Source organism: Citrobacter sp. MNAZ 1397 (assembly GCF_023613995.1).
In the GTDB taxonomy this organism is placed as follows: domain Bacteria; phylum Pseudomonadota; class Gammaproteobacteria; order Enterobacterales; family Enterobacteriaceae; genus Phytobacter; species Phytobacter ursingii.
In genome coordinates, this window is the sequence record NZ_JAKIVH010000008.1 from 86,264 (window position 1) to 99,084 (window position 12,821).

The 12,821-nt window shown below is 53.5% G+C and carries 12 protein-coding genes; 5 read left to right on the top strand and 7 right to left on the bottom strand.

Going from position 1 to position 12,821, the window contains the following annotated elements; all coding sequences use genetic code 11:
• The first annotated feature begins 66 nt into the window (after positions 1-66).
• The 4 genes from fucP (at position 67) to nepI (ending at position 4,320) form a co-directional block, all read left to right on the top strand.
• On the top strand, positions 67-1,383 hold the full coding sequence (gene fucP, locus L2097_RS23935; protein ID WP_047372495.1) for an L-fucose:H+ symporter permease: 1,317 nt from the start codon (positions 67-69) through the stop codon (positions 1,381-1,383).
• A gap of 11 nt (positions 1,384-1,394) precedes the next feature.
• Entirely contained in the window at positions 1,395-2,408 is a 1,014-nt protein-coding gene (locus tag L2097_RS23940) for an aldose 1-epimerase family protein (RefSeq protein WP_085005136.1), read from the top strand.
• Between the two features lie 170 nt (positions 2,409-2,578).
• Positions 2,579-3,031, top strand: a complete 453-nt coding sequence (locus L2097_RS23945; protein WP_047372497.1) for a DUF1198 domain-containing protein — start codon at positions 2,579-2,581, stop codon at positions 3,029-3,031.
• A gap of 107 nt (positions 3,032-3,138) precedes the next feature.
• Positions 3,139-4,320 carry a purine ribonucleoside efflux pump NepI gene (gene nepI / locus L2097_RS23950; protein ID WP_047372498.1) on the top strand — a complete coding sequence of 394 codons (1,182 nt, stop codon included), beginning with the start codon at positions 3,139-3,141 and terminating at the stop codon, positions 4,318-4,320.
• Between the two features lie 171 nt (positions 4,321-4,491).
• On the opposite strand, the gene L2097_RS23955 is transcribed toward nepI, so the two are convergent.
• From L2097_RS23955 to L2097_RS23980, 6 genes are all read right to left on the bottom strand, one after another.
• Positions 4,492-5,397, bottom strand: coding sequence for an EamA family transporter (locus tag L2097_RS23955; protein ID WP_085005133.1), 906 nt, complete (start codon positions 5,395-5,397; stop codon positions 4,492-4,494).
• Between the two features lie 106 nt (positions 5,398-5,503).
• Positions 5,504-6,883: a carbohydrate porin gene (locus L2097_RS23960; protein ID WP_047372500.1), complete on the bottom strand. Its 1,380-nt coding sequence runs from the start codon at positions 6,881-6,883 to the stop codon at positions 5,504-5,506.
• A 266-nt stretch (positions 6,884-7,149) separates the two neighbouring features.
• On the bottom strand, positions 7,150-7,452 hold the full coding sequence (locus L2097_RS23965; protein ID WP_250353799.1) for a PTS lactose/cellobiose transporter subunit IIA: 303 nt from the start codon (positions 7,450-7,452) through the stop codon (positions 7,150-7,152).
• Between the two features lie 12 nt (positions 7,453-7,464).
• Entirely contained in the window at positions 7,465-8,847 is a 1,383-nt protein-coding gene (gene gmuD / locus L2097_RS23970; RefSeq protein WP_250353800.1) for a 6-phospho-beta-glucosidase GmuD, read from the bottom strand.
• A gap of 14 nt (positions 8,848-8,861) precedes the next feature.
• Positions 8,862-10,190: a PTS sugar transporter subunit IIC gene (locus L2097_RS23975; RefSeq protein WP_047372503.1), complete on the bottom strand. Its 1,329-nt coding sequence runs from the start codon at positions 10,188-10,190 to the stop codon at positions 8,862-8,864.
• Between the two features lie 11 nt (positions 10,191-10,201).
• Positions 10,202-10,516, bottom strand: coding sequence for a PTS sugar transporter subunit IIB (locus L2097_RS23980; protein ID WP_047372504.1), 315 nt, complete (start codon positions 10,514-10,516; stop codon positions 10,202-10,204).
• 294 nt (positions 10,517-10,810) lie between these two features.
• On the opposite strand from L2097_RS23980, the gene L2097_RS23985 reads away from it, so the two are divergent.
• Positions 10,811-11,764: a LacI family DNA-binding transcriptional regulator gene (locus tag L2097_RS23985; RefSeq protein ID WP_047372505.1), complete on the top strand. Its 954-nt coding sequence runs from the start codon at positions 10,811-10,813 to the stop codon at positions 11,762-11,764.
• Positions 11,765-11,807: 43 nt separating this feature from the next.
• Here L2097_RS23985 and L2097_RS23990 read toward each other — a convergent pair whose 3' ends face one another.
• Positions 11,808-12,350 (bottom strand): RNA 2'-phosphotransferase, encoded by a 543-nt coding sequence (locus L2097_RS23990; RefSeq protein WP_047372506.1) that lies wholly within the window; start codon positions 12,348-12,350, stop codon positions 11,808-11,810.
• Between the last annotated feature and the right edge of the window lie 471 nt (positions 12,351-12,821).

The window sequence follows — 12,821 nt, forward strand, 5'->3', positions numbered from 1 at the left end:
AGGCATATCACTGCCTGCTCTCAGGAATAAAGCAGTGATAAACCCTGCACATTGAAAGGTAGCACTATGAACGAAAAAAATATCGTTCAGATGCCCGATGGGTATCTGAATAAAACCCCTTTGTTCCAGTTTATCTTGTTATCCTGTTTATTCCCGTTGTGGGGATGCGCCGCTGCGTTAAATGATATTCTCATTACGCAATTTAAAAGCGTATTCTCATTGAGTAACTTTGCCTCTGCATTAGTGCAGAGCGCATTTTATGGCGGTTATTTCTTAATTGCCATTCCGGCCTCTCTGGTTATTAAAAAGAGCAGTTATAAAATTGCCATATTAATTGGGCTGACGCTTTATATCGTCGGTTGTTCACTGTTCTTCCCGGCTTCGCATATGGCGACCTATACCATGTTCCTGGCGGCAATCTTTGCGATTGCGATTGGGCTGAGTTTTCTTGAAACCGCAGCCAATACGTACAGCTCGATGCTGGGGCCAAAATCACATGCGACTCTGCGCCTGAATATCAGCCAGACCTTCTACCCGATTGGCGCGGCGGCAGGCATTTTGCTCGGTAAGTATCTGGTCTTCTCCGAAGGCGAGAGTCTGCAAAAACAGATGACGGGGATGACGCCTGAGCAGATCCACAACTTTAAAGTGCTGATGCTCGAAAACACCCTTGAGCCGTATAAGTACATGATTATGGTGCTGGTGGTTGTCATGGCGCTGTTTATGTTCACCCGCTTCCCCAAATGCAAAGTGGCGCAAACGGAAACCCATAAACGTCCGACCGCCATGGAGACACTGCGTTATCTGGCACAGAATGCCCGTTTTCGCCGTGGTATCGTCGCGCAATTCTTGTATGTCGGTATGCAGGTGGCGGTGTGGTCTTTCACCATTCGTCTGGCGCTGGAACTGGGTGATATCAACGAACGCGATGCGTCAAACTTTATGGTCTACAGCTTTGCCTGTTTCTTTATTGGCAAGTTTGTCGCCAATATCCTGATGACGCGGTTTAACCCGGCCAGGGTGTTGATTCTCTACTCCGTGATTGGCGCGCTGTTCCTGGCATATGTGGCGCTGGCCCCGAGCTTTAGCGCCGTGTACGTGGCAGTAGCGGTCAGTATTCTGTTTGGGCCGTGCTGGGCGACCATCTATGCGGGCACTCTTGATACTGTGGATAACGAACATACGGAAATGGCAGGCGCGGTCATTGTAATGGCGATTGTTGGCGCGGCGGTGGTCCCGGCTATTCAGGGCTATGTGGCGGATATGTTCCACTCGCTGCAACTGTCGTTCCTGGTTTCCATGCTGTGCTTTGTTTACGTTGGCGTCTATTTCTGGCGCGAAAGTCGAGTGCGTCGCGAACTGACCGAAGCGACCGCTTCCTGAGGAGAAGGACGATGGCAACACGATTAACCCTGTGGCGCGAGCTGTTTAGCCAGCAGCCACGCACCTTACTGGCAAATGACGATTTTACCGTCACGGCGTTTCGCTACCCGAGCGGCGTGGAGGCCGTGCGGCTGGAAAATGCCCGTGGACATCTGGTCGTTCTGCCCTGGCTTGGGCAGATGATCTGGGATGCGAATTTCGACGGGCGCGACCTGACGATGCGCAACATGTTCAGCCAGCCCAAACCGGCAAATGTGATTGTTGAAACATACGGCTGTTTTGCTTTTCACTCCGGGCTGCTGGCGAACGGCTGTCCGTCGGCGGAAGATAGCCACGCGCTGCACGGCGAAATGGCCTGTGCCACCATGGATGAGGCGTGGCTGGAGCTCGACGGCGACTCGCTACGTCTGGCCGGACGCTATGAGTACGTGATGGGTTTTGGCGATCACTACCTGGCGCAACCGTCGGTTACGCTACACAAGGCGAGTGCGCTGTTTGATATCGCGATGGCGGTCACCAATCTGGCGTCGGTGCCGATGCCGCTGCAGTACATGTGCCATATGAATTACGCCTACGTGCCGCAGGCGACATTCAGCCAGAATATCCCGGATGAAGCGCTCATGCTGCGTGAATCCATTCCGGCGCATGTGAAACCGACGGAACAGTGGCTGGCATTCAACCGCCGCGTACAGCAGGGCGAAGCGACGGTGAATGCGCTGACGGAGCCGGAATTCTACGACCCGGAAATCGTCTTCTTTGCCGACAGGCTTGATCGACACACTGATAAGCCCGAGTTTTGTATGCATGCACCGGATGGCACTACCTTTGTGACGCGTTTTTCCAGTGAGCAGTTTAATTACGTTACGCGCTGGATCCTCTATAACGGTGACCAGCAGGTTGCGGCGTTTGCCCTTCCGGCAACCTGTCGGCCCGAGGGATTTCTGGCTGCGAAGCGCAGCGGCAGCTTGTTAAGCCTTGCACCGCAGCAAACCCGCCAGTTTAGTGTAACCACAGGCATTGTCTGATCGCCTTATCTGAGCCCGGTTCGCCGGGCTTTTTTGTCCGTTCTCATCAATATAATCAGCCATCTGCGTGATCCTCTGCGCCACGGAAAATCAGTAAGCTCGCTCTTCGACTGTCCATTTTGTGCATTTTGACTTTATGATGTGCCTCCTGAGATGTGGCGGGAGCTTTCATGATTTGGTTAACACTGACGACACTGGTTGTGGTCTTTATTATTGGTTTCAGGGTATTAACGTCTGATTCACGTCGCGCGATACGTCGGTTGAGTGAGCGGCTGGCAATAACGCCGGTACCGGTGGAAACCATGATTGACCAGATGGGGAAAAAAGCAGGGGGAGAGTTTATCCAGTATCTGGCTCGCCCGGATGAAGCTCATCTGCAAAATGCTGCCCAGATGCTGTTTATCTGGCAGGTCTTTATTGTCGACAGTAGCGAGCAGCATTTGCAGTCCTGGCATCGTATCCTGCAAAAAGCCCGGCTGGCCGCGCCGATCACCGATGCGCAAGTCCGTCTCGCGCTGGGCTTTTTACGCGAACTTGAGCCAGACGTTGCTGAGCTTAATGCCTTCCAGATGCGCTACAACACCTTGTTTATTCCTGAGGAAGGGGTGCACTGGTTACACTGATCCTGAATATCCGACGGTGTAAATAGTTGCGTAAGTGTTAAATGAATCACACGGTTGTTTGTTACACTACACGGCTTTCACAATAAAATATGAAGCCGGGTGTAAAAATGATGGAAGTGCAGCGGACGCAGCCTGCAACAGGCGGTGTGAGTCGCCCCAACTGGTCGGCGGTATTTGCCGTCGCGTTTTGTGTGGCGTGCCTGATCACCGTGGAGTTTCTGCCGGTGAGTCTGTTGACGCCAATGGCGCAGGATTTGGGCGTGTCGGAAGGCGTCGCTGGCCAGTCGGTGACAGTAACGGCTTTTGTCGCCATGTTCGCCAGCCTGTTTATCACCCATATCATCGGCAAAACGGATCGCCGTCTGGTGGTTATTGCCTTTTCCGTGTTGCTGACGCTCTCGTGTCTGCTGGTCTCATTTGCCAATAGTTTTACCTTGCTGTTGCTTGGACGGGCTTGTCTGGGGCTGGCGTTGGGCGGTTTTTGGGCGATGTCTGCCTCCCTGACGATGCGACTGGTACCGGCCCGCACCATTCCAAAGGCACTGTCGGTTATTTTCGGCGCGGTCTCGATTGCTCTGGTGATTGCTGCACCTTTGGGCAGTTTTCTCGGTGGGATCATTGGCTGGCGGCATGTGTTTAACGGCGCCGCGCTGATGGGGTTCGTCTGTATTGGCTGGGTGTGGATGGCGTTGCCGTCGATGCCGGGGCAAACAGAACATCATCAGAATATGTTTGGTCTGTTGAAGCGCCCGGGCGTACTGGCCGGGATGCTGGCGATTTTTATGGCCTTTGCCGGTCAGTTCTCCTTTTTTACCTACATTCGTCCGATCTTTATGACCCTCGCGGGCTTTGATGTTGATGGCCTGACGCTGGTGTTATTGAGTTTTGGTATTGCCAGTTTTGTTGGCACCTCGCTTTCATCACATATCTTAAAACGCTCCGTAAAACTGGCGCTGGCCTGTGCGCCGCTGATCATTGCGCTGAGCGCGCTGATACTGATTTTGTGGGGCAGCAATAAAGCGGTGGCGGCGGGGATTGCCATCGTCTGGGGATTATCATTTGCACTGGTGCCGGTGGGCTGGTCGACGTGGATCACCCGCTCTCTTGCCGATCAGGCGGAAAAAGCGGGGTCGATTCAGGTGGCGGTTATTCAACTGGCGAATACCTGCGGTGCGGCGATTGGCGGCTACGCGCTGGATAATCTGGGCCTGCTTTCGCCGCTGGTGTTGTCAGGGTCGCTGATGTTGCTTACCGCGCTGCTGGTGGCAGGAAAAGTGAAGGTGAAGTGATTTTCCCCTCGTCCTTATCCGGGAATGCCCCGGATGCGGCGTAAACGCCTTATCCGGGCTACGCCCCGTAGCCCCGGTAAGCGCAGCGCGACCGGGGAATGTCCAGGATGGGGTGGCCGGTAATCATTGGGTTTGTAGCCCCGGTAAGCGTAGCGCCACCGGGGAAAACAGTCAGGCGGCAGCCTGGACGCGTTTACGTGAATCCAGCGAAATCAGCAGCACCGACGACACAATCATCAGTGTGCCCAGCCAGTCCGGCAGGGTAAAGGCGATACCGAGCAGGGCCACCGACAGCAGCGCGCTGCTCAGGGGTTCGGCACAGCTCAGAATGCTGGCGCGTGAGCCGCCAATCATCTGCGCGCCTTTCAGATACAGGCTAAAGGTCAGCGCGGTGCCCACCATCACCAGATACATAAACGCCATCACCAGATTGCCGTCGATAACGAAATCGCCCCCTTTATTGCCATAGAACGGCGTCAGCATTAATCCGGCGAGAAACATGCTCCAGCCGACAATCGGTAGCGTGCCGTAGCGGGCGATAAGTTTCGACGGGTAGGTTGAATAGAGCGCGGCAGAAAACGCGGAAGCGATGCCCCATACCAGCGCTTCGCTGGAAATCGACAGCGACGTCATATTTCCGTGAGTCACCAGCAACAGGGTGCCAATCAGCGATGTTGCAATCGCCGCGGTGACAGCGAGCGTCGGTTTTGCTTTTCGCGCCAGGGCAAACCACGTCACGATGATCGTCGGCGAGAGAAATTGCAGCACCGTGGCGGTGGCGGCATTCGATTTCTCGATGGTTACCAGGAAGGTGAGTTGCACGATAAGCGCGCCAAACAGCGAAAAGAACAGCAAACTCAGCGTGTCTTTGCGGTTTTTGACGATCGTGAAAATTTTATCGCCATGGAAAAACGACAGAATCAATAACACTGCGCCGCCGGACAGCAGGCGAACCATCGTCAACCAGGGGGCCGCGATGTGGCTTTTCTCCATGATGTACTGGGCGCAAACCCCGGAACTGCCCCATAAAATGGCGGCAATCAGTACGTAAAGCATCCCTTTTTTTGTGGAACCCATTTTCTATCCAGACCTGCCATGCTGCTTTCTTATTGATGAGTTTTGCATCATAGCACAGGCGTGATAGATAACCGGAGGCAGCATCCCTGCCGCCCGCGGATTTACATTAGAACCAGGCTTCCCACATCGCCCCGACGTTGAAAGAGTCCAGCGTGGTGTCATCCGTGCCGTTAACACGCGCGGTGCGCTTGTTGTCAACTTCGCCACCGGTTACGTAGAAGCGCAGCATCGGACGGAACTCTGGCCCCATATCAATGGAGATGTTCTGCGACAGGGTCGCTTTCCAGCCGTTGTTATCGCCGCCTTTGTCGTAGGCCACTTTCTGCCAGCCCAGTTCCAGCCAGGTTGAATGCACGTCGTTCCACCAGTACATCGGACGCACAATGGCGTTGTAGTTCTTACGGTTGTCAGACTTGTCAGCGCTGTTGTCGTAATCGTGGAAGGCGAGCAGATATTCCACCTGCATCTGGCGACTAAACTTGTGCAGCCCTTCGAAGCTGGCATAGATAGTTTTCAGATCATCCGTTTTGTTGTAAACGCTGTTATCTGCGTTATCGGAGTAACGGGCGATAACCTTGTTCACGCCGCTGTCGTTGGTATGGCTTAACACCACGCCGCCCTGCCAGGCTTTCAGGCGGGCGTCGCTTTCAACGGCTTTCGAGTCAAAACCGTAGTTAGCGTAAATTTCCAGATCCAGCGGGCCGACTTTCATGCCGTGGACTTTTGAGGTGACGGCGTAGTTGCCTTTGTCGCCGGTGCCGGAGCCACCGGTACAAGTAATGCGTGACGGGTTATCGCCATTGTCTTCCACTTCCGGGTTACAGGACTGCACGGCAGCCACAGTGGCCACGTCAAACTGTACGCCGCCGATGTCGAAGTTTTTCACCCCGGCGCCCTGGCCATCGTGGTTCATCCAGAAGTAGTCGTTGATGCCCTGTTGCGGACGCTGGTGGAAGTCACGACCCGCCCAGAAGTAGGCGTTCGGGTTGGATTCCAGCAGGTTGGTCACCCCCGCGTAGGCTTTTTTCAGGTTAACTTCGTCGCCCCAGTGATCGAACATCACGTTGACGTCCCAGATAGCCCCGTGCGAACTCTTAAACGCTTTGGAAAGCTGGAACTCGCCGCCGTTGCCTTCGTTACCCAGACGGCCAATCGCAGACGAGCCGTTATACGAACCGTCTACGCCAACGTATTTCTGATCGCCGCTCTGATAGTGGGCGCCATAACGGGCGTAACCGCTAAATTTCACGCCATAAGGAATGGCTAAATCAGGCGTTTGCGCGGTACTTTGCGGCTCGGTAATGACATCCGCTTTTTTATCAATAGCGGCATCCATTTTTGCCTGCCGCTCAGCTAATGCTTTATCCACCGCTTTTGCCACGATGGCGTCAATTTGTTCTTGGGTAAATTCTTGAGCTATCACCGAACCAGAGCAAAGCGCAGCCGCAACTGCCAGTGCCACTGGAAGTTTATTGTTTAATTTCATAATTATCTCAATTTATACCCTTGATATTTCTGGCTGCATGTTCGTTGGCTGCACTCCTTCACCCGAATCACTTATATAAGTAAGCGCATCGGGATTCATTTGTTTGTCGCCTTCGTGAAGCTCAAAATATTTAGGGTGTAGTTGGTTGTTTTTAAACAATAACCATCCCGTCCTGATTTGACAGAACAACATGCCAGTATCAAAACAAGTTGATTTATATTTTATAATTCAGGTACAGAGTTATATTTTCCGTAATCAATAAGTTTTTAACGCTGATAAAGCTGAATAATCTCCTCTGATAATTCACGCGCCAGTAACGACGTCATTAAATGATCCTGGGCATGCACCATAATTAATGTCATGGGTTGCCGGGCTTCGCCGGCATCCTGTTCAATTAATTTGGTTTGCATTTGATGGGCCTGGCGCGAATAGCCATCGGCTTCACGCAGCAGTTTTTGGGCTTCCTCAAAATTGCCCGCTCTGGCGGCACGCAGTGCTTCAAAGCACAGGCTGCGCGACTGACCCGCGTTAACGATAATCTCCATTACCGCTTCTTCTAATGCGACCATATTTATTTACTCTTAATCAAAACCATTATTCTTCGCGGTGGCGGCAAACCATTCTCCGCTTTTCTTAATGGTACGTTTCTGGGTTTCTAAATCTAGCTGAACAAAACCGTAGCGGTTTTTATACGCGTTACACCATGACCAATTATCAATAAAGGTCCACATATGATAGCCAAGGCAATTACAGCCTTCGCTAATTCCTTTATGTAGCCATTTTAGATGGTCGGTAATAAAGGTAATGCGGTACTGATCGTTTATTTGCCCGTTTTCAATAAAACGCTGTTCATTTTCGACACCCATACCATTTTCAGAAATAAAGCAGCGTGGGTTGCCATAATTATCACGAAGATTAACCAAAATATCGTAAATACCCGGCTCATAAATTTCCCAGCCGCGCCAGGGGTTCATTTTACGCCCTGGCATCTCGTAGTAATCAAACAGCCATTCCGGCATAAACGGCGACTCAGGGTTAACGGCGCTGTCCCGGCATTTCACTCGCCGCGGCTGGTAATAGTTAATGCCCAGTAAGTCGACTTTCCCGGCCGCAATCAGCTCTTTATCGCCCAGATGGCAAGCGGGAAGCTGATCATACTCTTTCAGTAATGCTACCAGGTCCGCCGGATACTCGCCCCGCAGTACCGGATCGAGGAAGCTGCGGTTAAACAACAGATCTGCATGATGCGCGGCTTTCAGATCTGCCGGATGCTGCGAACGCGGATACGACGGCGTCAGGTTGAGCACTATACCGATCTCACCGGAGTGATGTCCGGCGCGAAATACCCGCACTGCGCTGGCATGGGCCAGTACCGTGTTGTATGCCACTGTGGCTGCCCGTTTGAAATCCACTACGTTTGGGTAATGGAAGTCATACAGATAGCCCCCTTCTACCGGCACAATCGGTTCGTTGAAAGTAAACCAGTGCTTCACCTGATGACCAAACAGGTCGAAACAGATCTGCGCGTAGCGGGAGAACGCCTCAACCACTTCGCGATTTTCCCAGCCGCCTTTCTCCTGCATCACCATCGGCATGTCGAAGTGGAACAGGGTGATAAACGGTTCGATACCCTGTTCTGCCAGCTCACTGAGCATGGTGCTGTAAAACGCAACAGCTTCTCTGTTCACCTCGCCGATGCCATCAGGAATCAGGCGGCTCCAGCTTATTGAGGTGCGAAAACTGTTATGGTTCAGCGCTTTTAACAGGGCGATATCTTCGCGCCAGTGCTGGTAAAAGGTGGACGTATCCTGGGGGCCCACCTGCTGGTGAAAGCGCCAGGGTTGACTGGCGTACCAGGCATCCCATGTTGTGGCGCTCTTCCCGCCCTTTAAGCTTTCCCCTTCGGTTTGTTGCGCGGAACTGGCGCTGCCCCACCAGAAGTTTTCGGGAAATGCGTATTTCATTTTTCTCTCCTTGTTCAGTTACTGCCGACGGTTTCCGCCATCGGTGCGCTGTTCTGCGCTTTTTGCTCTTCGGTTTTCATCAATGAACGCTCGTAAGCACGCAGGAACGGCAGGTACATCAGTGCGGACATCACCATACAAATGACGCACATCACCACCGGGCTGAATGCCCAGTTAGCCGCCCAGGATGCGCCAATCGGTGCCGGCGTTGTCCACGGTGTCAGTGACACAACTTGCGCCAGTAAGCCCATGCGGGTCGCGGCATACGCCAGAACGGCGTTCACCAACGGCACACAGACGAACGGGATAAACAGCATCGGGTTCATGATGATCGGCGCACCGAACAGAATCGGTTCATTGATGTTGAAGAAGCTTGGCACCACGCCCATTTTGCCGATAGTCCGCAAATGCGTAACGCGGCTACGCAGCAGCAAGAAGGCCAGCGGTAAGGTTGAACCTACGCCGCCAATAAGGAGGTAGTGGTCCCAGAAACCTTGCAGATAAACGTGCGGCAATGCAGCGCCTGCGGCCAGTGCAGCCTGGTTGGCGGAGAGGTTGGCCATCCAGAACGGGTTCATGATACCGGTGACAATCAGCGAGCCGTGGATACCGGCAAACCAGAAGATTTGGCACAGCAGTACAGAAAGCAGGATCGCAGGCAGCGAATCCGATGCGGAGACCAGCGGTTCCAGCAGGTGCATAATCGCCTGCGGCAGGATCATGCCGGTTTGCGCTTCGATAAACAGGTTCAGCGGGTGCAGCGTACCGATAATCACCAGAACCGGGATCAGGATTTCAAACGAGCGGGCAACACCGGTCGGCACCTCTTTCGGCAGGCGAATGGTGATGTTGTGCTGCTTGAGCCAGGCATAAACGCGCGCGGAATAAATCGCTGTCAGTAGCGCGGTAAAGATGCCCTGGCCGGAGAGGTACTGGGTGGAAATCTGCCCTTCATGATAAGGCGCGGCTACCAGCAGGAAGGCCATAAACGCCAGCAGGCCGGTCATCACCGGGTCAAGATTAAACTGACGGCCCAGGCTCGCGCCGATACCGACAGAGATGAAGAAGGTCATGACCCCCATGCTCAGGTTGAAAGGCAACATCAGCTGCGCGCGGTATTCGGTAGAAAAATCCAGCCAGGCGCGGGCAAAGCCGTTGGTCGTTTCGGGTGAGAACGGCGGGAAAATAAACACCAGCATAAACGAGCCGATGATCATGAACGGCAGCGCGGCGGTAAAGCCATCGCGGATAGCGATAACGTATTTCTGCTGTCCGAGTTTGCCCGCCAGCGGGGTAATGGACTGCTCAATGACGCCAATCATAGACTGATATAACGAACTCATGGGTTCACCTTTTAGTGCGCCGCTTCAATCAGCGACAGTGCATAGTCCAGTACTTTATCGCCACGCTGCATCCCGTAGTCCATCGGATTGATGGGCTGTACGGGGATGCCGACGGCGGCGGCCTTTTCTGACAGCGTGTTTAACATATATTTTACTTGTGGTCCGAGAAGCACGACCTGGTATCGCGGGAACTGCACATCAAATTCAGCCACACCGTACGCATCGATCTCGACCGGCAAATTCCGCTGCTCTGCCTCCTCAACCATTTTCCTGACCAGCAGGCTGGTGGACATACCGGCGGAGCAACACAACATAATCCTGAACATCTTGACCATCCTCGAATGTAAAAAGTTATTGCGGGGATGATTGGATATCATACGGAAACCGGTTTCCATCACAGCGCAAAAGAAGTGTGATGGGTATCAAAGTCTCGGTGAGATAAGCGCTTTTTTCTGGATTCAGGTCACGGAATTTGGATGGATTCTGATAGCAAGTGAGTCCAAATGGAAAATCGGTTTCCATGAAAAAAAGAAAAGGATATACTGCAAGTGGTTATATTATGAACCATTGCTGTACTTTGAATTTTCAGGCGCAATTTATTCGTCTGTCAGGGGAAAAAGATGTCTACAATCAACGATGTATCACGTTTAGCTGGGGTGTCCAAAGCCACAGTCTCACGGGTGTTGAGTGGTTCGCGCGGCGTTAAGGAAGCCAGTCGCCTCGCAGTACTGAAAGCGGTCGAAGAGCTGAATTATCGGCCCAATGTTATCGCACAGTCCTTACTCAGCCAGTCGACAGGCTGCATCGGCGTGATCTGCGCCCAGGACAATATCAACCAGACCACCGCGTATCTTTATGCGCTGGAAAAACACCTCAGCCAGAGTCAGAAACACCTGTTGCTGCGCTTTGCGAATACCAAAGCGGGAGTGATGAGCGCGCTGGAAGAACTCACCTGTGGATTGTGCGATGATGTATTAATTATCGGCGCCCGCTTCCCGCTGAATATTAACGACGAGAATGTCATTCTGGTGGATTGCGCGGAGTCGGATACGCTAAACAGCATCCAGTTTGATCATGCGTTCGCGGCAGAAACGGCCTGCAACTTCCTGATAAGCCAGGGAAGACGTCAGATTGCACTGATTCATCCGGATGCCCGCGGTAACACCGACCAGGTGTTGCTCGGTTATAAGCATGCGCTGGAAAACAATTTCCTGCCGTTTAATCGCAACCTGGTGTTTATGGATGACACCTCGTCATCCGTGGCGCTACAGGTATTGCTCAACAATGCCACGACCTTGAATTTCAATGCGCTTTTGGTGGCGGATGAACAAGAAGCCCAGCGAGTGATCCCGCAGTTGCAGGCGTTCAATAAATCCGTACCGGGGGACATCATGGTCTTTAGCCTGGCGGGTTCGTTGCACCTGCCGGGGGTGCCAAAAATCCCGGCGATTGAGTACTCCATGGACGCGATGGCGGCGCGGATTGTCGCGTGGCTCAACGAAAAAACCCAGAGCGTACTCGGTTCTTGTGTGGTGCGCGGGGATTTAATTATTCCTGAAATGATCAAGCGCTAACGGTTAAAGCCAGCCTCCGCCCGGAGGCTTTTTTACGCCGCGATCACTGGCTGATAAATTCCACCGCAACCTGCCGGGTCAGCCAGACGCCATTCTCCGCCTGATAGAACGGATAACCCTGCTCGAACATGGCTAATGCGTTAATTTCCAGCACCACGGGTGCGCCGTAGCGCTGCCCGACCTGAATAGCCACCTCCCGATCGGCAGAGAGATGAACATATTGTCGCGACTGCGCGGTTAATCCTTCGGCAAGAATGGCGGTGAGAAAACGGCTGGCGGTGCCGTGGTACAAGATGTCCGGCGGTTTTTTTTCTGTAAAGGCAATATCGACTTTCGCCGTCGAGTGCCCCTGAACGGCACGAATACGCAGTCCGTCTTCGGAGAGGGCGAAGCGCTTTTTATCACTGCCTTCCACGACGGCTTCAATGAGTTGTTTGTCCAGTGATTGCCCCTGGCCTGCCGCGCCCGCGATCAGTGCATCAATGTTCGCCCACCCTTCGCTATCCAGTTCCAGACCAATGGCTTCTGGTTGATGGCGCAGAACGTAGCTCAGAAATTTACTGACTTCATTATGTGTTTTTTTCATTATTGTCTGCCTTGCAAGTCGTTTGCGTGGCGTACTTATAAGCAAACGGTTGGCGGTTGTAAATCGCTCAGTTTGACATCCGGGAATGGATGATGAAAGGGTGAGGGGAGGGATAACTCATAAAACGGGACAGCTGCTCTTCTTTGACGTAGAGGGGAATACCCGGATGGCGGCGTAAACGCCTGATCCGGGCTACGGTCTGGTAGCCCCGGCAAGTATCGCGCCGCCGGGGAGTGTCCCGGATGGCGGCGTAAACGCCTGATCCGGGCTACGTTCTGGTAGCTCCGGCAAGCGCCGCGCCGCCGGGGAGTGTCCCGGATGGCGGCGTAAACGCCTGATTCGGGCTACGTTCTGGTAGCCCCGGCAAGCGCCGCGCCGCCGGGGAGTGTCCCGGATGGCGGCGTAAACGCCTGATTCGGGCTACGTTCTGGTAGCCCCGGCAAGCGCCGCGCCGCCGGGGAGTGTCCCGGA

What these genes read in the sequence shown, in the direction of transcription:
- fucP (WP_047372495.1), top strand. Translation starts at nt 67, where the DNA reads ATGAACGAAAAAAATATCGTTCAGATGCCCGATGGGTATCTGAATAAA.
- L2097_RS23940 (WP_085005136.1), top strand. Translation starts at nt 1,395, where the DNA reads ATGGCAACACGATTAACCCTGTGGCGCGAGCTGTTTAGCCAGCAGCCA.
- L2097_RS23945 (WP_047372497.1), top strand. Translation starts at nt 2,579, where the DNA reads ATGATTTGGTTAACACTGACGACACTGGTTGTGGTCTTTATTATTGGT.
- nepI (WP_047372498.1), top strand. Translation starts at nt 3,139, where the DNA reads ATGATGGAAGTGCAGCGGACGCAGCCTGCAACAGGCGGTGTGAGTCGC.
- L2097_RS23955 (WP_085005133.1), bottom strand. Translation starts at nt 5,397, where the DNA reads ATGGGTTCCACAAAAAAAGGGATGCTTTACGTACTGATTGCCGCCATT.
- L2097_RS23960 (WP_047372500.1), bottom strand. Translation starts at nt 6,883, where the DNA reads ATGAAATTAAACAATAAACTTCCAGTGGCACTGGCAGTTGCGGCTGCG.
- L2097_RS23965 (WP_250353799.1), bottom strand. Translation starts at nt 7,452, where the DNA reads ATGGTCGCATTAGAAGAAGCGGTAATGGAGATTATCGTTAACGCGGGT.
- gmuD (WP_250353800.1), bottom strand. Translation starts at nt 8,847, where the DNA reads ATGAAATACGCATTTCCCGAAAACTTCTGGTGGGGCAGCGCCAGTTCC.
- L2097_RS23975 (WP_047372503.1), bottom strand. Translation starts at nt 10,190, where the DNA reads ATGAGTTCGTTATATCAGTCTATGATTGGCGTCATTGAGCAGTCCATT.
- L2097_RS23980 (WP_047372504.1), bottom strand. Translation starts at nt 10,516, where the DNA reads ATGTTCAGGATTATGTTGTGTTGCTCCGCCGGTATGTCCACCAGCCTG.
- L2097_RS23985 (WP_047372505.1), top strand. Translation starts at nt 10,811, where the DNA reads ATGTCTACAATCAACGATGTATCACGTTTAGCTGGGGTGTCCAAAGCC.
- L2097_RS23990 (WP_047372506.1), bottom strand. Translation starts at nt 12,350, where the DNA reads ATGAAAAAAACACATAATGAAGTCAGTAAATTTCTGAGCTACGTTCTG.